Origin of the sequence: Sulfitobacter pacificus (genome assembly GCF_030159975.1) — a bacterium.
GTDB lineage: Bacteria > Pseudomonadota > Alphaproteobacteria > Rhodobacterales > Rhodobacteraceae > Sulfitobacter > Sulfitobacter pacificus.
Map to the genome: position 1 here is coordinate 926,332 of NZ_BSNL01000001.1, position 21,257 is coordinate 947,588.

30 protein-coding genes are annotated in these 21,257 nt (G+C 54.9%); 27 read left to right on the forward strand and 3 right to left on the reverse strand.

Translation table 11 applies throughout. From position 1 onward, the window contains the following. Window positions 1–61 precede the first annotated feature (61 nt). The 19 genes from QQL78_RS04660 to QQL78_RS04750 all read left to right on the forward strand — a co-directional run bounded on the left by QQL78_RS04660 (window position 62) and on the right by QQL78_RS04750 (window position 13,907). Entirely contained in the window at window positions 62–955 is an 894-nt protein-coding gene (locus QQL78_RS04660) for a histone H1-like repetitive region-containing protein (RefSeq protein ID WP_284371017.1), read from the forward strand. Window positions 956–970: 15 nt separating this feature from the next. Next, window positions 971–1,531 carry a head-tail connector protein gene (locus QQL78_RS04665; RefSeq protein WP_284375448.1) on the forward strand — a complete coding sequence of 187 codons (561 nt, stop codon included), beginning with the start codon at window positions 971–973 and terminating at the stop codon, window positions 1,529–1,531. A 330-nt stretch (window positions 1,532–1,861) separates the two neighbouring features. Beyond that, on the forward strand, window positions 1,862–2,365 hold the full coding sequence (locus tag QQL78_RS04670) for a hypothetical protein (RefSeq protein WP_284371019.1): 504 nt from the start codon (window positions 1,862–1,864) through the stop codon (window positions 2,363–2,365). Window positions 2,366–2,367: 2 nt separating this feature from the next. Further along, complete coding sequence (locus QQL78_RS04675) at window positions 2,368–2,721, forward strand: hypothetical protein (RefSeq protein WP_284371021.1); 354 nt, start codon at window positions 2,368–2,370, stop codon at window positions 2,719–2,721. Window positions 2,722–2,760: 39 nt separating this feature from the next. After that, a complete protein-coding gene (locus tag QQL78_RS04680; protein ID WP_284371023.1) occupies window positions 2,761–3,207 on the forward strand; it encodes a phage tail protein in 447 nt (148 codons plus the stop codon). A gap of 3 nt (window positions 3,208–3,210) precedes the next feature. After that, complete coding sequence (locus QQL78_RS04685; protein ID WP_284371025.1) at window positions 3,211–3,555, forward strand: hypothetical protein; 345 nt, start codon at window positions 3,211–3,213, stop codon at window positions 3,553–3,555. Between the two features lie 68 nt (window positions 3,556–3,623). Next, the gene (locus tag QQL78_RS04690) at window positions 3,624–3,872 is read left to right on the forward strand and encodes a hypothetical protein (protein ID WP_284371026.1); all 249 of its coding nucleotides are present in this window, start codon (window positions 3,624–3,626) and stop codon (window positions 3,870–3,872) included. After that, window positions 3,862–7,827 carry a hypothetical protein gene (locus tag QQL78_RS04695; protein WP_284371028.1) on the forward strand — a complete coding sequence of 1,322 codons (3,966 nt, stop codon included), beginning with the start codon at window positions 3,862–3,864 and terminating at the stop codon, window positions 7,825–7,827. The genes QQL78_RS04690 and QQL78_RS04695 overlap by 11 nt, the downstream gene beginning before the upstream one ends. A gap of 1 nt (window position 7,828) precedes the next feature. After that, on the forward strand, window positions 7,829–8,758 hold the full coding sequence (locus QQL78_RS04700; RefSeq protein WP_284371030.1) for a hypothetical protein: 930 nt from the start codon (window positions 7,829–7,831) through the stop codon (window positions 8,756–8,758). Further along, entirely contained in the window at window positions 8,755–9,480 is a 726-nt protein-coding gene (locus QQL78_RS04705) for a hypothetical protein (protein WP_284371032.1), read from the forward strand. Before QQL78_RS04700 ends, QQL78_RS04705 begins: the two co-directional genes overlap by 4 nt. After that, entirely contained in the window at window positions 9,477–10,196 is a 720-nt protein-coding gene (locus tag QQL78_RS04710; protein ID WP_284371034.1) for a YncE family protein, read from the forward strand. The genes QQL78_RS04705 and QQL78_RS04710 overlap by 4 nt, the downstream gene beginning before the upstream one ends. 3 nt (window positions 10,197–10,199) lie before the next feature. Further along, on the forward strand, window positions 10,200–10,868 hold the full coding sequence (locus tag QQL78_RS04715) for a hypothetical protein (protein ID WP_284371036.1): 669 nt from the start codon (window positions 10,200–10,202) through the stop codon (window positions 10,866–10,868). Then, window positions 10,868–11,389 carry a DUF4214 domain-containing protein gene (locus QQL78_RS04720; RefSeq protein WP_284371038.1) on the forward strand — a complete coding sequence of 174 codons (522 nt, stop codon included), beginning with the start codon at window positions 10,868–10,870 and terminating at the stop codon, window positions 11,387–11,389. Before QQL78_RS04715 ends, QQL78_RS04720 begins: the two co-directional genes overlap by 1 nt. After that, window positions 11,389–11,754, forward strand: coding sequence for a DUF1353 domain-containing protein (locus QQL78_RS04725; protein ID WP_284371040.1), 366 nt, complete (start codon window positions 11,389–11,391; stop codon window positions 11,752–11,754). Before QQL78_RS04720 ends, QQL78_RS04725 begins: the two co-directional genes overlap by 1 nt. Window positions 11,755–11,779: 25 nt before the next feature. Beyond that, window positions 11,780–11,992, forward strand: coding sequence for a hypothetical protein (locus QQL78_RS04730; RefSeq protein WP_284371042.1), 213 nt, complete (start codon window positions 11,780–11,782; stop codon window positions 11,990–11,992). A 161-nt stretch (window positions 11,993–12,153) separates the two neighbouring features. Continuing rightward, the gene (locus QQL78_RS04735; protein WP_284371044.1) at window positions 12,154–12,540 is read left to right on the forward strand and encodes a hypothetical protein; all 387 of its coding nucleotides are present in this window, start codon (window positions 12,154–12,156) and stop codon (window positions 12,538–12,540) included. 106 nt (window positions 12,541–12,646) lie between these two features. Next, window positions 12,647–12,880 (forward strand): hypothetical protein, encoded by a 234-nt coding sequence (locus tag QQL78_RS04740; RefSeq protein WP_284371046.1) that lies wholly within the window; start codon window positions 12,647–12,649, stop codon window positions 12,878–12,880. A 49-nt stretch (window positions 12,881–12,929) separates the two neighbouring features. Next, window positions 12,930–13,670, forward strand: coding sequence for an NlpC/P60 family protein (locus QQL78_RS04745; RefSeq protein WP_284371048.1), 741 nt, complete (start codon window positions 12,930–12,932; stop codon window positions 13,668–13,670). Window positions 13,671–13,676: 6 nt separating this feature from the next. After that, window positions 13,677–13,907 carry a hypothetical protein gene (locus QQL78_RS04750; RefSeq protein WP_284371050.1) on the forward strand — a complete coding sequence of 77 codons (231 nt, stop codon included), beginning with the start codon at window positions 13,677–13,679 and terminating at the stop codon, window positions 13,905–13,907. A gap of 422 nt (window positions 13,908–14,329) precedes the next feature. Here the strand turns inward: QQL78_RS04750 and QQL78_RS04755 are convergent, their stop codons facing one another. Beyond that, window positions 14,330–14,569 carry a hypothetical protein gene (locus QQL78_RS04755; protein ID WP_284371052.1) on the reverse strand — a complete coding sequence of 80 codons (240 nt, stop codon included), beginning with the start codon at window positions 14,567–14,569 and terminating at the stop codon, window positions 14,330–14,332. A gap of 9 nt (window positions 14,570–14,578) precedes the next feature. Further along, window positions 14,579–14,761: a hypothetical protein gene (locus tag QQL78_RS04760; RefSeq protein WP_284371053.1), complete on the reverse strand. Its 183-nt coding sequence runs from the start codon at window positions 14,759–14,761 to the stop codon at window positions 14,579–14,581. A 174-nt stretch (window positions 14,762–14,935) separates the two neighbouring features. Between QQL78_RS04760 and QQL78_RS04765 the strand changes: the two genes are divergently transcribed. The 5 genes from QQL78_RS04765 to QQL78_RS04785 all read left to right on the forward strand — a co-directional run bounded on the left by QQL78_RS04765 (window position 14,936) and on the right by QQL78_RS04785 (window position 16,746). After that, window positions 14,936–15,304: a hypothetical protein gene (locus QQL78_RS04765; protein ID WP_284371055.1), complete on the forward strand. Its 369-nt coding sequence runs from the start codon at window positions 14,936–14,938 to the stop codon at window positions 15,302–15,304. Window positions 15,305–15,649: 345 nt separating this feature from the next. After that, window positions 15,650–15,781, forward strand: coding sequence for a hypothetical protein (locus tag QQL78_RS04770; protein WP_284371057.1), 132 nt, complete (start codon window positions 15,650–15,652; stop codon window positions 15,779–15,781). Next, a complete protein-coding gene (locus QQL78_RS04775; RefSeq protein WP_284371059.1) occupies window positions 15,778–15,984 on the forward strand; it encodes a hypothetical protein in 207 nt (68 codons plus the stop codon). Before QQL78_RS04770 ends, QQL78_RS04775 begins: the two co-directional genes overlap by 4 nt. A 317-nt stretch (window positions 15,985–16,301) precedes the next feature. After that, entirely contained in the window at window positions 16,302–16,523 is a 222-nt protein-coding gene (locus QQL78_RS04780) for a hypothetical protein (protein ID WP_284371060.1), read from the forward strand. Between the two features lie 13 nt (window positions 16,524–16,536). Further along, window positions 16,537–16,746, forward strand: a complete 210-nt coding sequence (locus QQL78_RS04785; protein ID WP_284371062.1) for a hypothetical protein — start codon at window positions 16,537–16,539, stop codon at window positions 16,744–16,746. Window positions 16,747–17,391: 645 nt separating this feature from the next. On the opposite strand, the gene QQL78_RS04790 is transcribed toward QQL78_RS04785, so the two are convergent. Continuing rightward, on the reverse strand, window positions 17,392–18,471 hold the full coding sequence (locus QQL78_RS04790; protein ID WP_284371064.1) for a site-specific integrase: 1,080 nt from the start codon (window positions 18,469–18,471) through the stop codon (window positions 17,392–17,394). Between the two features lie 140 nt (window positions 18,472–18,611). Between QQL78_RS04790 and dusA the strand changes: the two genes are divergently transcribed. The 3 genes from dusA to QQL78_RS04805 are packed head-to-tail and all read left to right on the forward strand — an operon-like array spanning window position 18,612 to window position 21,204. Beyond that, complete coding sequence (gene dusA, locus QQL78_RS04795) at window positions 18,612–19,607, forward strand: tRNA dihydrouridine(20/20a) synthase DusA (RefSeq protein WP_386258902.1); 996 nt, start codon at window positions 18,612–18,614, stop codon at window positions 19,605–19,607. A 29-nt stretch (window positions 19,608–19,636) separates the two neighbouring features. Then, window positions 19,637–20,455 carry a sulfite exporter TauE/SafE family protein gene (locus QQL78_RS04800; protein ID WP_284371068.1) on the forward strand — a complete coding sequence of 273 codons (819 nt, stop codon included), beginning with the start codon at window positions 19,637–19,639 and terminating at the stop codon, window positions 20,453–20,455. After that, window positions 20,455–21,204: a hypothetical protein gene (locus tag QQL78_RS04805; RefSeq protein ID WP_284371070.1), complete on the forward strand. Its 750-nt coding sequence runs from the start codon at window positions 20,455–20,457 to the stop codon at window positions 21,202–21,204. Before QQL78_RS04800 ends, QQL78_RS04805 begins: the two co-directional genes overlap by 1 nt. Window positions 21,205–21,257: the final 53 nt, after the last annotated feature.

Consider the following 21,257-nt stretch of genomic DNA (forward strand, 5'->3'; position numbering starts at 1 on the left):
CACTGGTAAATTTGGAGTCGGGCTGTGCTGGCCTGACTTCCCTTATAAAGGAGAGACGGACGTGAAAGTCGAAATTTTGGTCAATTGCAGTACGGTTAAGGACAGCTATTCAGTTGGGCAAAAACCCACTCTTGGAGATGAGATCGGGGCTGATCTGATCCGTGCGGGTTATGCTGAACTGATTGACGCAGATGCACAGCCGCCACAGTCAGCGGCTGCTGACAAGGCGGCTGCTGACAAGGCGGCTGCTGACAAGGCGGCTGCTGACAAGGCGGCTGCTGACAAGGCGGCTGCTGACAAGGCGGCTGCTGACAAGGCGGCTGCTGACAAGGCGGCTGCTGACAAGGCGGCTGCTGACAAGGCGGCTGCTGACAAGGCGGCTGCTGACAAGGCGGCTGCTGACAAGGCGGCTGCTGACAAGGCGGCTGCTGACAAGGCGGCTGCTGACAAGGCGGCTGCTGACAAGGCGGCTGCTGACAAGGCGGCTGCTGACAAGGCGGCTGCTGACAAGGCGGCTGCTGACAAGGCGGCTGCTGACAAGGCGGCTGCTGACAAGGCGGCTGCTGACAAGGCGGCTGCTGACAAGGCGGCTGCTGACAAGGCGGCTGCTGACAAGGCGGCTGCTGACAAGGCGGCTGCTGACAAGGCGGCTGCTGACAAGGCGGCTGCTGACAAGGCGGCTGCTGACAAGGCGGCTGCTGACAAGGCGGCTGCTGACAAGGCGGCTGCTGACAAGGCGGCTGCTGACAAGGCGGCTGCTGACAAGGCGGCTGCTGACAAGGCGGCTGCTGACAAGGCGGCTGCTGACAAGGCGGCTGCTGACAAGGCGGCTGCTGACAAGGCGGCTGCTGACAAGGCGGCTGCTGACAAGGCGGCTGCTGACAAGGCGGCTGCTGACAAGGCGGCTGCTGACAAGGCGGCTGCTGACAAGGCGGCTGCTGAGAAGAAAGGCTGATCCGCTGTGGAATTGATGAGCGCCCCAGAAAATACCCCAGTCACAGAGGGCGAGTTGCTATCGCATCTTCGCCTTACCGATGGAGAGCAGGACGGAACTTTGGCACGTTGTGTTTCGACTGCAATTGCAATGCTGGATGGTGACGATGGAGAGTTGGGGCGCGCACTTATTTCACAAACTTGGCGAGAGTACATTAGACCACCTTCTAATGGCAGTGGTGTCCAATTGTCCCTGCGACCTGCACAATCGATTGAATCAGTGGCGTTCCGCGATGCAGAGGGTGCTTGGGTTGAGGCTGACTTGACGGGTTTTTCTTTGCATGTGGTTGAAGATGCTCCCGTTGTTTTCGCAGATGTATGGCCCGTTGGTCACGGTTTCCAATCTCTCAGGATCGATTATGTCGCGGGCTATGGTGATGATGGAGCGAGTGTGCCGGATACGATCAAGCAGGCAATCTTGCTACTTGCGGCGCACTACTATTTGGAACGCGCGCCAGTTGTCTCAAAGGAAAGTTCCGCAGAGCTACCGATTTCAATTGATCGTTTGCTTCAGCGCTACAAGGTTTGGGTAAGATAATGCAGCCGGGAAAGCGGGGGCATAGGGTTTCTTTTCAGGTAGCATCACCAGCTGCGCGTGGTCGGCTCGGATCCACAAAGGTTCCTTTGATTGCGCACTGTGAGGCGTGGGCTGCATTCATCCACTTGAAGGGCGATGTTGCGCTGGAGGGTGGCCGTGTTGCTGGGCGCTTGTCTATGAAGGTTTGTGTGCCCGTCAGTGCGAAGACACGGCAGCTTAAACCGCAAGATCAGATGACCCACATAGCCACTTCTGAAGTTTTTGAAATTCGGCACGTTGACCGGCACACGCAGCCCGGTGATGTATACCTGATCGTCGAAGGCCCATTGAGTGAATCCGGCGGCAATGTCTAGTTCGTTGAAAATGGAAGGCTTCAAGGGGTTGGAGCAAGCACTTGCTCAACTACCACAAAGTACATCGAAAGGTGTAGCGCGACGCGTGATGAAAAAGAATCTGAAACCGGTTGCGGATTTTGCCAATGCGCTTTGGCCGGGTAGTTCCGATGATGTGTTTCGGATTACATCGCGCGTGGCGCGTGGGCAGATCGCAGACAGTCACATGCAACGCAAAAGCAGTACTTTGAATATGTTTGTTGGTGCGCCGGGTGGCGCTCTTGGCACACCTGAGGCGCACCTAATCGAGTTCGGGACCGGGCCGCGATACCACGAGTCAGGCAAGTATGTTGGCGCTGTGTCACCATCCCCGATGTTGCAACCAGCTTGGGAAGCGAACCGTGGAACGATGCTTCGGGCGTTGGGCGAAGACTTATTCGAGGAAATTCAAAAATCACTGGCGCGGCGCAGCGAGGCCAAAGCAACCAAGGCGGGGGGCTAGGCATGGAAGATCATATCGACGCCCTGTTGTTGGCCGCTTTGCCGTTCGATTTTGCATGGGGTGCGCTTGGTGAACGTGCCAGCTTACCGCGGGCAGCAATTTATCGGGTCGGTGGCCTGCGCGACATGCACATGGGCGGCAAGGGACTAATGCAGGCGCGGTTGCAAATTGACTGCTATGGCAAGGACTACCCGCAGGCGCTTGACGCCAGTAAGGCCGTAAGCGGCCTTCTTGAAGGATACCGGGGCGGACCGGTTCAGGGCGTGTTCCTGAAGGCGATCCGCGACGGGATAGAGGGAGACACCAGCATCTTGCAGCGCGTGTCTCTGACATTCTCGGTTACTTACCGGGACTAATCGCGGGTCTCTCCGCATCATCAAAACTGGAGAAAGATAATGACAGAATCTGTCAGCACCATTGGCTATGGGGACATTCTTGAATGGTCCACCGATGGCGGAACGACGTGGAGCGGGGTCAAAGAGTTTAAAACCGCAGACCTCCCAACACACTCAGTTGAGAAAAAGGACCGTACACATATGGGGTCCCCTGGGCGGACCAAAGAATACGCGCCCGGATTGAAGGATGTCAACGATGTGAACTTTACGTTTAACTTCAACAGCGATGACTATGCAGCTCTGTACGCGTTGGAAGTTGCTGGTACCGTCGCAGAATGGCGGCACTCGCTTTCTGCCGATGATGGCCAAGCAACGGGCGCAATCTATGAATACAAGGGCTTTGTCGAGCTGAGCGGCGGTACGCGCGAGGTTGAGGGGATCACCGAAGCTTCCGGCACGATCAAGCGCACCGGTGTTTCGACGTTCACCCCAGCAGTGGCGGCATAACCCATGATTGGTGAACATGTACTGAAATGGGAAGGTGGCCAGCACGCCATCAAGCTGTCTGCGCGCGCAATGGCCACTATCGAAGAGGCCCACGATCTGCCCTTTGGTGAGGCTATGCAGTCAATTGGCGGTGAGGATGGCTTTCGCATCAAAAAGCTTGTTCAGCTCCTTTGTCCGCTGATGAATGCGGGGAAGGGTGGTGACGAGGATGAGGCCTACGATTTGATCGACAACGCTGGCGTTGAAGAGGTCGGGCTTGCCTTGGCTGCAGCTGCTGAAAAGGCGTTTCCTGAAGCCAAAAAGGCCTCTGCGGGAAACGGACGCAGCCGGAAGTCCGCCAAGAAATAAAGCCATCGCGCTTTGATTTTGGAAGCCTTCTGGAAGAATGGGTCTCTCATGGCCTGAGAGCAAAGGATATGGGCGATCTCTGTTTCCGCGAGATCGCCCATAACATGCGAGGTGCAGCGCATAGGAGCCAAGTCAATGCCTGGATGATTGGGCAATATGTCATGGCTGCGCATCACGCCCCGAACGATTACCCGAAACGCCCTGAACTGAATGTATCGCAGTCGGAAAACCCGATTGTGGACGCAGAGGTTCAGGCAATTCGACGGCGGGTAAAACTTGAACATGACACACGGAAAGCGATGAAACATGGCCGTTGAAATTGGTGCCCTGCGCGCGCTGTTGTCTTTGGACACAGCGGCATTTGAGCGGGGCGCAAAGCGCGCGACCGCGCATATGGGCAAGATACAGGCGCGGTTGCACAACGTTGGCAAGCGTTTTGATAAGTTTGGTAAAAACCTTACCAAGCGGGTCAGCCTGCCAATTGTCGCTGCCGCCGGTTTGGCGGTAAAATCATCGCTGAGCATGATCGACAGTCAGGCCAAGATGGCTCAATCGTTGGATACTTCGGTTGAATCCATGCAGGTCCTGGGCAGGGCTGCCGATCTTGCCGGTGTGTCCACTGGTGAACTTGAGCAGGTGTCTTTGCAGCTGACCAAGCGTCTCAGTCAGGCGGCTGCTGGTAGCGGCCCGGCTGTGGCGGCGCTGGACAGCTTGGGCCTGTCTGCTGAAAATCTCATGCAGCTGCCCCTTGATCAGCGCATCGCTGTGATCAACCAAGCTATTGAAAGCACGGTGCCAGCAGCTCAGAGGGCTGCGACAGCGGCTAAATTGTTCGGGGATCGTGCCGGGCTTGTAGCCTCGCGGCTGGATCCAGAGACAATTAAGGCTGCGTCAGATCAAATTAAGCGATTTGGTGTCAGTGTTTCCGATGTAGACGCAGACAAGATCGAAGCTGCAAACGATGCAATTTCTGGTTTGGGTTTGGTCACAAAAGGGTTGGCCAATCAGATCACTGTGGCGCTTGCCCCAACTTTGCAAGCCATCGCCGAACGCATCGCAGATGTAGGGGAGTGGTTTTCGAAACTGTCTCCAGAGGTAAAGCGATTTGCTGGGATTGCGACGGCTGTTGCGGCGGCACTTGGCCCGGCTTTGATCGCAATTGGGTTTCTTGCAACCGGCTTGGCTGCGGTTTCCGCCCCTGTGGTTCTTGTCGTCGGAGGGTTGGCCGCTGTTGCAGCGGCTGGCGCATACCTTGAACAAAGGTGGGGGGCGATCACCGCTATTGTCGAGGCCGTAAAGTTGGCATGGGTGCAGTTTTCAGAGGGCATTCAGGGATACATCGCGCCAGCATTGGATAGCCTTGGTGCCGCTTGGGACAACATCAAGGGCGCGTTCGGCAATCTTGTTGCTGCCTTTGGGTCACTCTTTGCCCTGTTTGGCGGCACTGAATTTACTAGCTCCAAAGCGGGGCTGCTGGACTTAAACACAGTGCTTGGTGAAATGACCGGAATTGCATTCCGTAACATTGCCGCAGGTCTGGAGTTGTTTGCCCGTGGCCTTGAAATGGTCACCGGTATGATCGCGGCGGCTTTTGAGGGTGATTGGTCCGGGGTGCTGGATCAACTGAAGGAATTTGGCGATTGGTTTGCAGGTTCTACTATCGGCAAAAATGCGGCTGACATCGCGAAGAAAGTGGGCAGAGCAGTCACGGATTTGGCTTCCGATGTGTCGGGTAAATTCACCGATGCATTGAAGTCAGCTGAAGACTTTGTGTCAGGATTTACAGCTGCGCTGCCCGGTGCGGTCGCGGCGATAGGTGATCTCGCAAAAGATATTGCTGCTGAACTGGCACAAATGGCAACTGATCTATTCAACGCAGCGCTGGATATTGGTTCGCAAATTGTCGCGGGGATCAAGAAAGGCATCAAAGACAAATGGAACGATTTGGTTGCCTACGTTCGTAGTGTGGCAGATCTGTTGCCAAAATGGATGCGCAAGGATTACGAGATTCACTCGCCATCGCGTGTCTTCGCAGAAATCGGGCAATATGCTGTCGATGGCCTGATCGTTGGTTTTGATGAGCGGTCGCGAGCGGCGATTGATCGGGCTGGCCAGCTGGCCCGCGATGTTGGGGAGGGCGTAAATGACACTTTGGTCCCGTTGATCAGTGGTGTATCGCGGCATTTAGGTGACTTCGTTGCGCGCGGGTTCAAGGACTTCAGCGGCTTCATTGATGGTATCAAGGATACTTTCAAGCAAGCGCTGTCACAGATGATCGCGACAGCAGCGCAGAATAAAATCATGTTCAGCATGGGGCTGTCTAACGAAGCCGGACCGGGCGTTCCGGGTAAGCCCGGCGCTGTGCCCGGTGCGGGTGGACCGCTTTCGGGGGGGCTTGGTGCCCTTGGTTCGGCTGCCTTCGGGGGATTTAGCAATGCGCTCGGATCCTTGTTTGGTACGGGCGGTGGTATTGGCGCGCTCTTTGGAAACATTGGTGCGCAGATCTCGGCAGCTGCCACGGGATCCCTAACTGCGATTTCCGGTGCCGTCGGCGCTTTGGCGGTGCCAGTCCTTGCCGTTGCTGCTGCATTTTCATTCTTCAAAAAGAAGATCAAAGTGTTGGACACCGGTTTGCGTGTTGCTGCTAACAGCACAAGCACCCTCGTGAACGAGTTTGAGAAGATCCAAACCAAGAGATTTTGGGGCCTGAGCAAAAAGACCCGCGAAGAAGAATCCGCTGCAGATGATGAAGTGGCGGGGCCGATCTCCAAGGCGATTGCTGGGATCAAGGCGTCTGTTTTGGCCGCAGGTGAGCGGATTGGGCTGACTGCGGAAAAGTTTTCGAGCTGGGCATCCGACATCAAGGTTTCGCTCAAGGGTTTGGATGAGGCGGCGGCCAATGCCAAAATCCAAGAGATTTTTCAGACTATCGCAGAAGATCTGAGCCTTGCCGGTCTGGGGGCCTTCGAGGTGATCCGCGAAGGTGAGACAGCGCAGGCCACGTTGAGCGCCCTTGCGATGGCGATTGATGTGGTGAACGGCACCTTCAAAAACCTTGGGTTCCGCTTGCATGATGTATCGGTGTTTGGTGCCGATGCCGCGCGTCGGTTTTCTGACTTGTTCGGTGGCGTTGAAGGTTTTGCCAAATCTGCGGACGCCTATTATCAGGCGGTTTATTCTCAGGCTGAGCGCATGGGGAATGTTGGTCGCGACCTTTCACAAATGTTCACGGAAATGGGCTACGCGGCTTTGCCCCAAACGCGCGAACAGATCAGGGCGATTGTTGATGGCCTGATGGAAGTTGGCACCACAGATATCGCGGCGCGGATCATTCAGATCACGCCGGCACTGACTGAATACATCGACTATCTAAAGGAACAGGCTCAGGTCACGAGTGAGGCAGCAGCTGCGGCGGCGGAGATGGCAGCCCGGATTTCGGACGTGGCTTCAGAGATCAGTACGCGATTTGCGGCGGGTATGGATTTCGTTGTTCAGAATTTCTACAGCACATCTGAGCAGTTGGAGTATTATTCCAGCCGTGCCAAGTTGGCGTTTTTGGCTGCCGGAATGGAAATGCCACATACGGCTGCTGCATTTCAATCAGCAGCGCAAAAGGCTGCTGCGGATGTTCAGCGTATTCTTGGTATGGTGGCGCAGGGTCAGGCGTCTTTGGCTGATCTGGAGCGCGCCAAGGCGCAGCAGTTGGCAATCATCGAATTGGCTGATGAGGCCAAAAAAGTCTATGACCTTCAGGACAAGGCCAGTCAGGAGCGCTTGGCCGCAGCTGAGCGTGCTGCAAAGGCTGCAGCGGATCTTGAGCGCGAACGTCAGTCAGCAGCTGTCCGGGTAACTCAATCGGTCGGTCGCTCTGTCAATGCTCTGGATACGCTGCGCGATAAACTCACCTCAGCCATTGGGGATATCAGCAAAACCGCCACCAAGGTGAACGATGTTTCGCGGCAAGCTTCTGCGCGGATCGTGGCGCTTGCGATCACCACTGGCAAAGCGTGGGAATCGACGTTCATGCCAGCCCTGGAGTCTTTGAAGGATATCGATGCCTCAAGGTTTCAGTCGCGTGTTGAATTTGACCGGGCGCGGGCGCAGACCGGTCAACTGCTGGCCCGGGCACATGCAAGTATTCGCCGGGTTGAAGATGACCCCATGACTGCGCGGGAAATGCGCGAATATCACAATGAGGCGGTCCGAAAATATGCCGACATTGAGGACGTGCTGAACAGATTGCTTTCAGTGAATAAGCAGGGGTTGGCTTGATATGACGCTGGGTTTTCAAATTCTGCCGGCCATGCCCATTACTGCGGCGCAGATCACTACATCACCGCCGGAGTTACATCCCGATTGGGTGGCGGGAACCTACAATAGTGGGGATACCGTTGTCCGGCAACAAAATGTTTATGAGTGTCAGGCTGACGGCGTTACCAGTGATCCACTCATAGGTGTTGGATATGCGCCTATTCAGTGGGTTCTGATTGGGCCATCCAACAAGATGGCTCCGTTTGATGGGCGTGCGGGAACCTATGCCGAGCGAACGGACGGCAATGATCTTGTGTTTCGCGTGACGCCGGGGCCGTTTTTTACCTCTGTCTATATCACCGGGGTGGTGGGGGCGTCGGTGGCGTTCAGGCATTTAGATGCCAATGACAACGTAAAGCGAACGTCCAGCCCGACTGTTATGGATTTTGCAGGGCACAACACGCCTTGGACGGTGCTGTTTGCGCCCTGGGAGGTCCGTTCCTCATTCGGATTTGGGCCTTTGATCCCTTTGATCGGGGACGTTGAAGTCACGATATCGCCGACTGGTGATGTTGCGCGTGTTGCTGAAATCATCATTGGCCGTAATCGGGTGATTGGGGAGTCCTCACCCGAAGTCGACAGACGCTACATCGACAACAGTACCTATGAGGTAAATGCTTTTGGTGAAGTCGACATCACCCAGCGCGCCGGGGTGCCTGAGCGCCGTTTCCTGATCAATATGGATTCAACCGATGTACCCGCTGCGGAACGCATTCTGGCCGATAACACCGGTGCGCGTTGTGCCTTCATTCCCAACGAATTTGTCCTCGACCTCGTGACCTTCGGATACGTCTCCGACTGGCGCTTTCGAGAAACTGTGATGTGGGATGAGGCAACGGGCCGTCGTTTGGGCGGGGCAATTCTTGATCTTCAGACCAGAGGTGTAAAATGACGAAACCGACAAAACCGGCGGCGGTTGATGGCCCAACGCTTGACGATGCAGCGGACGCTCAACTGTTCAGCTCTAAAACATTTGCCTGGGTGGAATATACGCCATTGGCTGTCCAGTACATGGCGGACTCAAACGACTATGTTGATCTGGTTGCTGCTGCGGTTGACGCCGACGCGATGGCCACTGAGGCGGGGCGTGCGCAGGCGGTCCTGAAGGCAGGCGAGGCGGCGGATAGTGCGGATGAGGCAGCGGCTAGCGAAACGCAGGCGGGCTTGTATGCAGCGGCTGCGGGGGCATCTTCGCCGGTTGATCTTACATCAAGTGATTTTGGCGACCTTCTGCAAGTGGTCGATGTGGGGGCGGGCGTTAAGGGGCTGGCGATGTCATCACAGCGTCTAGAACGATCTGCCTCATTCTTAGGGGGTACGCCGTCCTTGAACCTAGCAGCCGCGCAATTCCACTATGGGACGCTTACCGCAAACACAGTTTTCACTTTCGACGTGTCGGGCTTTGGTGCTTTAACTGGCGAGGTGATTTTCTTCGTTCTTGAAATTACGCAAGACGCAACGCTGCGTACAATCACTTTCCCCGCTTCTGTTGAGTGGAAAGGCGGCGCGGCCCCTGATGTTCCTGCCGTGGGCGAAAAGGCGGTCTATACCTTTGCCAGTCGCGATCTTGGCGTGACGTGGCTTGGTACATTCAACGGGGCAGAGTTCGCATGAGCCTTGCAAAATACATGACGCAACAAGTCATTGGGTACGAACCTCCGAATGCCACAGTTTTGGAAACGGTAACTTTGCCGGCCATCGCTTCTGAGTTTAGCAGGGGCATCACTTTTGACCCTAGTGGAAACTTAATTCTGGTGACTGTATCGAGCAGCGGGTCATATGTTGGGCGGATTCGAACATATGACGGGTTTTCCGCAACTCAAATCGGGTCGTTTATTCAATTCCCAGGCAACCCAAGATATTTAGAACACGTCCGGTTTGATGAAAGTGGCGATTTGATCGCGATCAACACGGGGTTCAACACTTACAATCCGGGTGTTTTGGCTAAATACGACGGAAAGTCAAATACTGAGCTTTCATCGTTTAACACAGCTAATCGCGCAATCGGGGCGATGGAAGTCATAGACGGGGATGTCGTATGGGCCGACCAGTCTGGGAACGTGCGTAGGCATGACGGATTTAGCAGCACGATTCTAGAAACCTGGACCACATTTAGCGGGGGGTATCCCGGTGGCATGACCTATGATGGCCGAAATCTAATAGCAACCGGAAGTCCCTCCAACAAAATGGAAATCAGCAATGGGGTTGGTGACAATACCCTTTTTGATAGCGTCACGCTCGACCACTACGTAACGGATTTTTGCTTTTTTGACGGCCATGTTTACACGCTGCAAAACCCCCGAACAATTCGCAAACTAGGAAAGGGATGATAAATGCCTTATCACGTACCATCTGAAAACCTTGTATTAGATACGGTAAAAGATTTGAAAAAATGGGTATTGCCGTCGTTGTTGAGTAAAAGCCCAACAGCGGCAGAGATAAATCCGCTTGGCGCGTTTATCACGTCCGTCGAGCCCCATCCCGATATTCTGGAAACTGAAATCGCCATTAGGGACGTAATGCCGACGCACTCTGATGGGGCGTCTGTATTCAAGTGGACGGTTCGGGCCGCAACCGCCCAAGAAATCGAAGATCGCCAGCCGTTCCAGACCTTTGAGGAAGCGCGGGTCGCAATGCTGGAATGGATCAACGATTTCCTTTCGCCGTTCACAATGGACGCGGGGGACGCCGAACCGCTTTCTTGGATCAAAAAAGAAGCTGCAGCAAAAGCATATCTTGCGGGTACGGCAACCACAGATCAATCGGATATGATCGAAACAGAGGCAGCTGTTGATGGCGAAATCCCTGCGGACCTTTGCGCGGCCATTGTGGCGCAAGGGGGGCTATACACAAAGGTGATCGCGGCGACCACAGGTTTGCGCCGCAAGACGCTCAAGGCGCTTGAGCAGGCGTCTTTGCCTTCTGAATTTACCGCCATTCTTGATGGTGCGAAAGTTCAGGCCAATGCGATGATGCAACAATTTAGTCAAGAGGGCCAATAATGACCCCTTTTGAAATGCGCCGCGCATTGGCGATATCGAAGCCGAAAGACGCTTTGGCCGCGCTGGCATTGTGCTTTCCCGGTTTTGAGCCAACTGCCCAGCACATCCAGAACGCCAACAACAACGGCGGCATGCATGACGGCCAAACGATCAACAGTATCCCGGATCAAGTAGAAGCCTGGTTCGCTGCGTCTTGGGCGGCTTTCCCTCAGTTGATCGTGTCGGAAGCCATGGTTTTCGAGGCGGTACAGGTTCGGGCTTTTGATCATGGCCGATTGCTCGGCTTCGCGCCTGCAACCGCGTTCAAGAAATTCACCGATACGAACGCTATGCTTTGGTTGCGCACAGGGCCGTCCTTATCGCCGGTGGACGATCTGACGTTGCTCTATCGGGAGTGCTTTGGCCGTGAGGCAGACGCTGAAGGATATGCGTTCTGGCATGGTGAACTGCAGGCGGGCCACATTTTTATCCCTGATTTGCGGGCCGTGTTTATGGCGACTGATGAGGCAAAGGCGCGTTGATGCTTGATTTCGAAACACCTGCTGACTGGTCACAGCACCTGTCCGGCATCAAGTATGTGACCACCCGCGATATCGACTGGGGGCTGGGCACGCCGCGTTCAAAGACCCGTTTAAAGATACCGGCCGGGCGCGTCTTTGATGTTTCCGTTCCGCGTGGCCTGCGCTGGCTGATCGATCCACATAACCCCAAATACCGGATTGCTGGTCTGATCCATGACGAACTGCTGCACGTCCACAATTGGACGCGGATGCGCGCTGGTGGGGAATTCCACGATGCGCTGCGCGCGGGCGGCACGTCAGCAATCTGCGCTATCGCCCTTTGGGTCGCGGTTTCGCTGTTCAAGTACCCTCTGGCCACACGATAATTTTTGGAGAGAAGGAGGGCGTTGAATGACGGATCTAATCCCCATTTTTGCGGAATACGGATTGCCGGGTGCTGTCATCGGCTGGCTTGTCTATCTGCTGAATAAGAAAGAGGCGCGGATTGACGCGCTGACAGACAAATTGTTCGACAAGACCGAGAAAGAAGGCGAACGATTTCATGGCATTACTTTGACCATGGAGCGCATTCTGATGGCGGTTAAGTCAGATGGGGGCGATTGATATGTTTTGGCCATTCAATCGTTCAGCCCGTATTCAGAAACAGGCTCGTTTAGAAGCCGCTGAAAAAAATCACGAAAAGCAGATCGTTAAATTTGATGATGTACATCAAAGGCTCGAAGACGCTCTGAGGCAATTCCACCCCGTAAGTAAGGACCAAGTCAGTGAGTAGTTTCTTGGAATTTATCGTCGCGCCGAATGTTGTAACAGGGGTTCTTTCCCTAATCTTTGGCTTGTTGGTGATGAGGACTTTTGCGCCCTATGCCTTTCGTGTCAGAGGTCATGCGACCGTACACTTGGGGGCTGCGTTGTTCTGGCTGGCAGCTCGTGGGGTTGGTCGTTCTGTTTGGTGGGATTTCTTTCAGGGTTTCGATCTGGGGAATTCGTCAAACTGGTTCTGGAATCTGATGAGCTTGTACGCGACATATCATGCGCTCAGAGGGTTCTTGCTGCTCTTAGGGCCTGAAGAACGTGAAGATTACAATATCTTAACCGTTGCTTTTTATCCGCGCCGTCTCTGGAAGCGCATCCACGGCGACGACGAAAAGTAACAATCCATAACATCATCGAAAAAGGGCCGCCTCTGGGCGGCTTTTTGTATTGGGGCAAAGCCCAATCGCTTGCCTGGGCGTCAACAGGTCACAAAGGAGAAGACTGATGAAAGTACAAGCAAAATTCTGGGTATCCCAGATCAACCACCAAGCGCCTCGTAGCAATGAAAACGATTCTGTTGCTACGGTTGAAATGCAACCGGTCTACGGCGAAGGGAACGAGGATTGGTCGAAATTTACTCCCAGCGGAAAGTTGGAAATGACGATTACCAACCCGGCCGCCATCGATCAATTCGAGTTGGGTGGGGAGTATCTTCTGACATTTGAGCGGGCGGAATAGCCTATTAGGGGCGGCTTTGGTCGCCCCATTTCCATTTGGGAGATGTATTATGCGGATCAATCTGAAAAAGGTGCAGCGCCGGTTGGCTGAATTGGGCCACTATCAAGGCCGGATCGACGGTATCAACGGCCCGAAGACTGAGGCGGCAATCATCGCCTTCAAGACAAGCAAGGGTTTGCGCCCTCGCTCTTTTCTAGGGCCAATCACGATGTCGGCGCTGTTCAAGGGGGTGCGACCAGTTCCGGCCCGCATTGTCACCGAGGACGGTTCGATCAAGATTCCGACTTGGTTGCGTCTGGCATATGGCTATCTCGGGCTGAAAGAGATCAAGGGGCCGCGTCACAACGCGGAAATTCTGACCTGGTGGGAGCGGCTGGCTCTTCCGTTCCGCAATGATGAAACGCCTTGGTGCGCAGGATTTGCGAATGCGATGATTCTGGCTGCCGGATTGCCGATTGTTCCCAAACACAGGGCAGCGGCGTTGGGTTGGCGGTGGAACGGGTATGGCACCCGGCTTGCTGGGCCAGCCTTGGGCGCGGTGATGTCAATGGAACGCCCTGGACGTCCCGGCAGTGGGCACATGACTTTTGTTGCTGGCCGTGATCGCAATGGTGACATCATGGGGCTTGGTGGCAATCAGGGGAATATGGTGTCGATCAACCCCTATGATCCATGGGCCCGCAATGCTCAGTATCACTGGCCGGAAGGATCCGCGCCGCCGCATGTAACTGGATTGAAGACATTGCCGCTGATCACCTCTGCCGGGTCCAAACTGACCAACGAGGCGTGAGGCGACATGAACACATTCAAGCTATACCTGATTGCCTCACTGATCGGTGCGGTCTTTGCCACCATCGGTTGGGCTTACATCGCGGGCGGCAAGGGTGAACGGGTTCGCAGCGACCTAAACAACGCCAAAGACTATATTGAAGGGAGACAAGATGCACAGGATTCCCAGACAGATCTGCCTGCTGATGATGCTGGTAATATTGAGTGGTTGCTTCGGCCTTGGCCAGCCTCAGACTAAGGGCAGAGGCGCAGCAATCCTTGACGCCGCTATGCCAGAGGCCCGCGCGCACGCCATAGCCCTTGCTGGTGATGATATGGCTGCTGCGAGACGCTCAGGTGTTCGGCTGCTGGCTATTCTGAAACAATGGGTGGAATAGCCATCCCGCTAACATAAGCGCGTTCGTATGTCGCAATAATCCGGTTTTCACAACATAGCCCGCCGTTCCTTGATTGGAGCGGCGGGCTTTTCGCGTTTTAGGCGGTCCAATCTGTTGAGGGGCGGGTGCCCGTAAATTACGTGAGCAGTTTTTGATACGAGACATGCTCAGGTCGCGCGTTGGTATCGCTGTTGTTTCAGCGGCAGTTTCGTGGACATTTAGAGACCGTCTTGAAACCGCAAAAGTCATCCAGTCTTCTCGCGCCCTGTCTGCAGGGCATCTCTTATCGTTGCTGCATTTGAGCGGCGTGGGCTAGGCGCATGTCAACACCTGGGGCAAGCCCTTCGTTAAGCATTTGTGACGCCTTCTTTGTGTCTTGATCCATTGTCAACATCAGTATCATGCTGACGGCATGTTCAAGCGTCACAAGAATTGCCCCGCGATCCGCTATATGGTCGCGACCATCCAGTAGGACCATAGCGGCGGCTTTTGCTCGATCGGTGTCTTTCTGTGCGTCGTGCATGATCGGTCCTTAAATCTTTGGGGTTTCGACCATCCAAGAGATGATCTTTGCAAGGTTCTGCGCGTCTGGCGTTTTGCCCTGCTTGATGCGGCAATAGCTGCTTTCATTGATCCCAATGCCAGCCGCCACAGCGTTCGCTGCAAGGTCATGTTTCTGCTCATAAGCAACAAGCATTTGTGCCAGCGGCGTCATGGTTTCTCCAATTCATTTTCAACATAAAATTGCAGAATATAAATAGGCTTGCAAGTAGAAAAATAATACTGGTATTGTTGACCTGTAGAAAAAGGGCCGAGACTGGCCCATATGAGAATCGGTTATGCCTTCAATCGCCCTGACAAATTGTTCGCCCCGTATAAGTGCGACCGCGTGTTTGTTGATACGCCTAAGACGGATCGCGAAGAGCGCCGCTCGCTCTTTCTGTGCCTGCGCAATGGTGACACCCTGTTCATGCTTAAGCCCGGTGATCTGGGGTACGGCAAAGAGTTACAGCAGCTTCGTAAAATCCTTTCGGATAGCGATGTTACGATTGAATATCCGCCTAAGCCTGTTGACGGGCGGGGCAGGCCAGCCAAGTTTGCGCCAACGCCAGAAGAGGACAAGCTGTTGCGCGTGATGTGGAAGGATCAGACCTATTCGCAGGCTTACGTTTTGCGGAAAGCGTCAGAGCAGAACGGTGTCGAAGTGAAGCGGCACCAGTTGATTTACCGCTATGGCAAGAGGACAGACGCGAAATGATACACCTGTATCGCGCTTACGATTGCGAGGGTGGCTTGCTATATATCGGCGTTACCGCTGACCTGCCAAGGCGGCTACACGATCATAGGCGGGCTGGCATTTGGTATGACCGGATGGTCCGGCATTCAGCGAAGGCCTACAATGACCGATTGTTGGCCGAGGCTATAGAGCGTCGTGCCATTCGGCTTTTGCGGCCACAGTTCAATGTCTTTGGACAGCATGATCAGAAAGAGCGGTTTGACGCGAGGCTTTCCGATGCCGGCCGGAAGGCCCTGAAGATTGGGCGCGGAGTGGTTGGGCAAAGAAACAAAAGAGATTCTACTATCAACAAAATGGAGCCGTCCAGTGAGTGATGCAGAAAAGGCTTTGCGTGATCAGATCGCAGAGCAGATTGCCGCGAAATTTGGAAGCCTTGCGCCCTACAAGTTGGTGCAGGATTTTGTCCGCAAGGGCGTCGACAAAAAGGAGGGGTCATGAAAGCATTTGTTTTTGATTGTCGAGGCCGAGATGTGCCGCCGGTGATGGTGGTTCATGCCAAGTGTTTCGAGGTAGCTAAGCGTGAAGCCGTTCATCGCTTTGAGAGGACTTGGCCGCGAAAAGAGTTCAAGGGAGCATGCATTGACGTTAGCCGAGCGGAGATTGAGCCAGCCGAAAAGTACTTCGACATAGGGGAGGGCTGACGTTTGAGGTCTGAATTAGATACATGGCGCGGCGTGGCCAATGTCCGCGCAAGGTGTGAGGCGCAGGCCGTCGAGGAGGGTCTTGCCGGTCTGGAACTGTTTTTCCGTTCCCAGAACCTATTCATGGAAGCGATAAATGCACAGCCAACGTATCGGGAAAGGCAGGCAGCATGGGCTGCTGAGCAGGCGTCTAAGAACCCTCCAAAGTCGGACCCGATAGTTGAGGCGCTTCGCCAGATTGCAGGGGGTCACAATGATCCACGTAAGTTGGCCTTGGATGTCTTGTCTGCATACGATTCAAAGGAGGGGCAGGGCTGATGGCATATGCAGTGAAAGTGGCCGATAAGGTGCTTGTCGATACCGTCTATGAGCATGAAGAACTGTCCAAGTTGCACTGGCTGTCATATTCATCGGGCGACTATGATCCAGATGAATTTCTGATGTTGCCGGGCAAGTTGACGCCAAGCGTCGAGTTCGCAAAATATCCAGAAGCTACAACCGTGCGTGTGTTGGTTCACGCGGTTGAGCTTGTTCATTGAGGGAGGCGATAGAATGAATTGGTCAAAGGTTGTATTTCAGCTTGGCAAGATGCACGGCAAATCACTTGTGGCGGCTGACAAGCATCATGACCCCCACTATCAGAAATTGCATAGGGATCGAGCGGCTTTGGCTGACGCGCTGCAAGAGGCATTGATGGCTGGTTTGTCTGAAAGTGAAATGGCGGAGCTGGTAAAGCTGAATGGCCTCACAGAGGAGGGTTGAGGTTTGGGACTGTGTTTTGATGGCGTGCTAGCTGCGATTGAAGACCGAAAGCAAAATAATATTCCCGTCGAGTACATCGAAATTGAGAACCATATCTGGGCGAGTTTCCTTAAGTCGATGACAGGGAAATCCGCCCAGCTGCATGTGGATCGACCTTCGGTTGATGATGAACCGCGAGTGTTTGGCTTAAGGGTAAAATTGGTCAAGTCTGGGTCATTGGGTGAAATACCGTGGCGGCTTGGGCCGCTGCAATAAGGAGGCTCATTGACCTGAGAACAGTTCGGGAACATCCTGTGTGAATGACACACACATACAGCGATAAACCTTGGCGATACATCTACAACAAGATGCGGCAATTCGCGCCGGAAAATCACGGCCAAAGAAGGACGCCGCGCCTTGGCCTAGCTGATGTTGCTCTGTCAATCTATTTCGACACCGAATATCGACTGTATATAGTATGCGATAATTTTCCCTGCCAACGGGCAACCGGATATTGGGCCGAGGATCTTGCTATGTTCGTAGGCCAAGAGGCGACATTCGCCGATTTAGAGCGGCGTATGGTTTGCGGTGGTTGTGGTCAAAAAATGTCGGGGGTTCGCGTTGCGTGGTCGAGGCGAGAGGAGCGGTGATAGGCGTGATTTCGCGTCAATTCCGCGAAAGACGTTCAAGCCACTCCCAGCCTTCATATTTATCGCCGGTTTGCTTGATGTGGGTGTACCTCTGCAGAGAAGACCAGGACCGATGCCCGGAAACGGCGGCAACTTGCGGAATTGTTTCACCGATTTCGAACAATCGCGTCACCCCTTCATGTCGAAGATCGTGAAACCTTAGATCCTCAATCTCCAAGACCTTGCAGGCGCGCGTGAATGAGGCGCTGATCGTGTCGCTGTGGTAAGGAAAAACCAGCGGCCCCTTTTTCGGCATTGTAAGCGCGATGTCCATGGCTGGCTTTGGTAGTTCGCACCAAACATCGTTTCCCACCTTATCACCCGGATGTTTCATGTCTTTGATGAATACCCTGCCGTGTGTCTTGTCCAAGCCCTCCCATGAAACTCGCGTGATTTCCTCTTGCCGTCGCGTGGAAAAAAGAGCGAATCCGACAATCCGGTGCATTGGTGCAGAATTGGGGCGTCGTATGTGCTTGTCTTCTAACATGGTTAGGATGGCATTCAGTTCGTCTAGTGTTGGACGGCGGTCGCGCCTTTTGGCTTTGCCAGTGATGCCCAACCGATTGCAGACTACGAACGCATCCTTCATTGCTTGCTGGTCCAGTGGGATGCCCCAAGCAGGTCTAGCGATGGCAAATACTGCACCAAGGTGGGACAGGTAGTTTGCTACCGTGGCGGGCGTTCGGCTCGATCCAAGGTCCTTGGCGAACTGAACGATGTCGTGGCTTCTGATGTCGTTGCAGGCCATTTCGGCGATGTCGTATTCACGGATTGACCGTAGAACCTGTGCTTTGGTGCGGCCCATGTCTTTCACGCTTTCGGTGATATAGCGGTCTATAGCCGTGCTGAGGGTGCGACCTTTGCTCTTGATCGTTGAAAGGTCATCACCGGCGGCACTGATTTCTTTCATCCGTTTTTTGTACCAAGCGGCGGCGGATGCGTGTTTGTCAAAAGTTCTGGATTCGCGGTGCGCCCATTTACCATTTCGTCTGACATTGATCTGTGCGACATAGGCCGTTGAGCCATCTTTGCGTTTGCGTTCTACTATCTGGACCATACCTGAACAACATTTTTGGTGCTTTTGAACAGCATGCATTGTTCAGATAGGAAAGAATAGGCAGAAATAAGGCTAAATGAGCATAAAATAAATAGTGCTAGCGAGGTTGAGGTTTGAGAAAAAACTTAAATAAATCAGATATTTGCTGGCATTCTCGCATGTCAATTGCACCCATGATGGATTGGACCGACCGCCACTGCCGGTATCTGCATCGGCTGCTCAGCCGCAACGCGCTGCTTTATACCGAGATGGTTACCTCTCCCGCATTGGTGCGGGGTGGGGCATTGCATCTGCTGGATCACGATGTGTCTGAACATCCCGTGGCGCTGCAATTGGGTGGTTCCGATCCGGTTGAACTGGCCAAGGCGGCCAAGCTGGGCGCGGATGCAGGCTATGACGAGATCAATCTGAACGTGGGTTGCCCCTCGGATCGGGTGCAATCGGGGTGTTTTGGCGCGGTGTTAATGGAACGCCCCGCGTTGGTGGCGGAATGCGTGGCCGAGATGCGCGCGGCGGTGGACGTCGATGTCACCGTGAAATGCCGCATCGGTGTGGATGAACAGAACCCCGAAGAGGTGCTGCCCGAGTTTTTGGCACAGGTCATTGCAACGGGTTGTACCCGTGTGCAAATCCACGCCCGCAAGGCGTGGCTGAAAGGGCTGTCCCCTAAAGAAAACCGCGATATTCCGCCGCTTGATTACCCTTTGGTGCAGCAGATGAAACAGTATTTCCCGAACCTGCATATTTCGATTAACGGGGGCATTACCTCGCTGGATCAGGCGGTTGCGCTGCTCGACAGCGGTTTGGACGGGGTGATGATCGGGCGGGCCGCCTATCACCAAGCGGGGGACATTCTAAGCACTGCGGACCGCAGGATTTACGGGCAGGGCGAAGATACCACCGCGGAGGATGCGGTGCGTGCCATGCTGCCCTACATAGAGGCGCATTTGAGTGCCGGTGGCAGGTTGAACCAGATCACCCGCCATATGATGGGGCTGTTCACGGGGCGGCCCGGTGCGCGGATCTGGCGGCGCATCCTGTCGGAAGGGGCGTCAAAGCCCGGGGCAGGGCCGGAGCTGGTATTGGAAGCACTGGCCAGCATCGAAACACTGGCAGCTGCGCAGGAAGCCCTGTAACAGTCGGGAAACAACAGCGGAGCCTCCCCATGCCGGAAACCATGTTATTGATCCAGATGACCCTGTTCCTGCTGGTGATCGGTGCCTTTGCCGGCGTGCTAGCCGGATTGCTGGGCGTTGGTGGCGGCATCGTTCTCGTACCCGCTTTTTTCTATTCTTTCCATGCGCTTGGCTTTGATGGGCCACAGTTGATGCAGATGTGTCTGGCGACGTCACTGGCGACAATTGTGGTGACCTCCCTGCGCTCGGTTCTGAGCCATAACAAGAAGGGGGCCGTTGATTGGGACATCCTGCGCGGCTGGGCCCCGGGGATTGTCATCGGGGCCAGCCTGGGTGTGCTGATGGTCGCACAGCTGCGTTCGAGCACATTGCAAATGGTGTTTGGTGTGCTGGGGCTGACGATTGGGCTCTATCTTGGGTTTGGGCGCTCTGAATGGCGGTTGGGACAGAAGATGCCGGTGGGACTGGCACGCGCGGTCATGTCGCCGGTGCTGGGTTTCCTGTCGGTGCTTCTGGGTATTGGCGGGGGCAGTTTCGGGGTGCCGGTGATGACGCTTTACAACACGCCGATGCACCGTGCGGTGGCAACCGCTGCCGGGTTTGGCATGCTGATTGCGGTGCCTGCGGTGATCGGGTTTCTGTTTGTCCCGATGCAGGGGGCGGTGCCACCCTTTACCCTTGGGCTGGTGAACCTGCCAGCCTTTGGCATCATCATTGCGATGACACTGATCACTGCCCCTTTGGGGGTGAAAATCGCGCATATGATGGACCCCAAGCCGCTTAAACGTGTGTTCGCAGTGTTTCTGATTGCGGTGGCGCTGAACATGCTGCGCAAAGCGTTGATGTGATGCGGGGCGGCTTTGCCGTCTTTGACGTTGATCGCCGTGTGGTGGTATGGGCCGAAGCCGCTCATAAGCTGGCCTGCCGAACGGCTGAAAATCCCGCACTCAGGGCAGCAAACCTGCGCCATGGCGATACATGGTTTGTCGGGGTGGATGCCCTGCCAAATGCAGCTGACGGCAGCATCGACGGCATAGCATTAGCCGGCCCATGGCAGAACCGGATACCTGAACCCGCCGAATGGCACCCGGCGCAGCTGTCCATCGTCTATCCCGGCTATCCAAAGCAGGACCCGGGTGAAAGTGATGCCAACCACCGCTACCGGATCACGCGCCATGCGGCCCATGTGGACGGGCTGCTGCCGATTGGCCCTGCGCGCCGGCGTTTTCTGTTGGAGCCCCACGCGTTTGTCCTTGGCCTGCCATTGAACCACTCAGATGCGGCACCGCTGATGGTTTGGCCGGACAGCCACCATATCATGGGGGCGGCGTTTCGCGCTTTGGTCGGTGACAATGACCCCTCTACCATTGATCTGACCGAAGGATATCAGGCGGCCCGTCGTCATGTCTTTGAAACCATCACACCACAGCCGGTGATCGCACAACCGGGGGCGGCCATCCTGTTGCACCGGCATTTGTTACATGGTGTCGCCCCTTGGGCATCTGATGCGACTGCTCCACCAGAGGGCCGGATGATCGCCTATTTCCGCCCACAGTTCAGCGCCGCAGAATGGCTTGCACCTGATGAGATAATTTGACTTTCCCTACAAAGGTCGCTGCGTTGCCCCATTGTTGCCATATGCGCAACGAT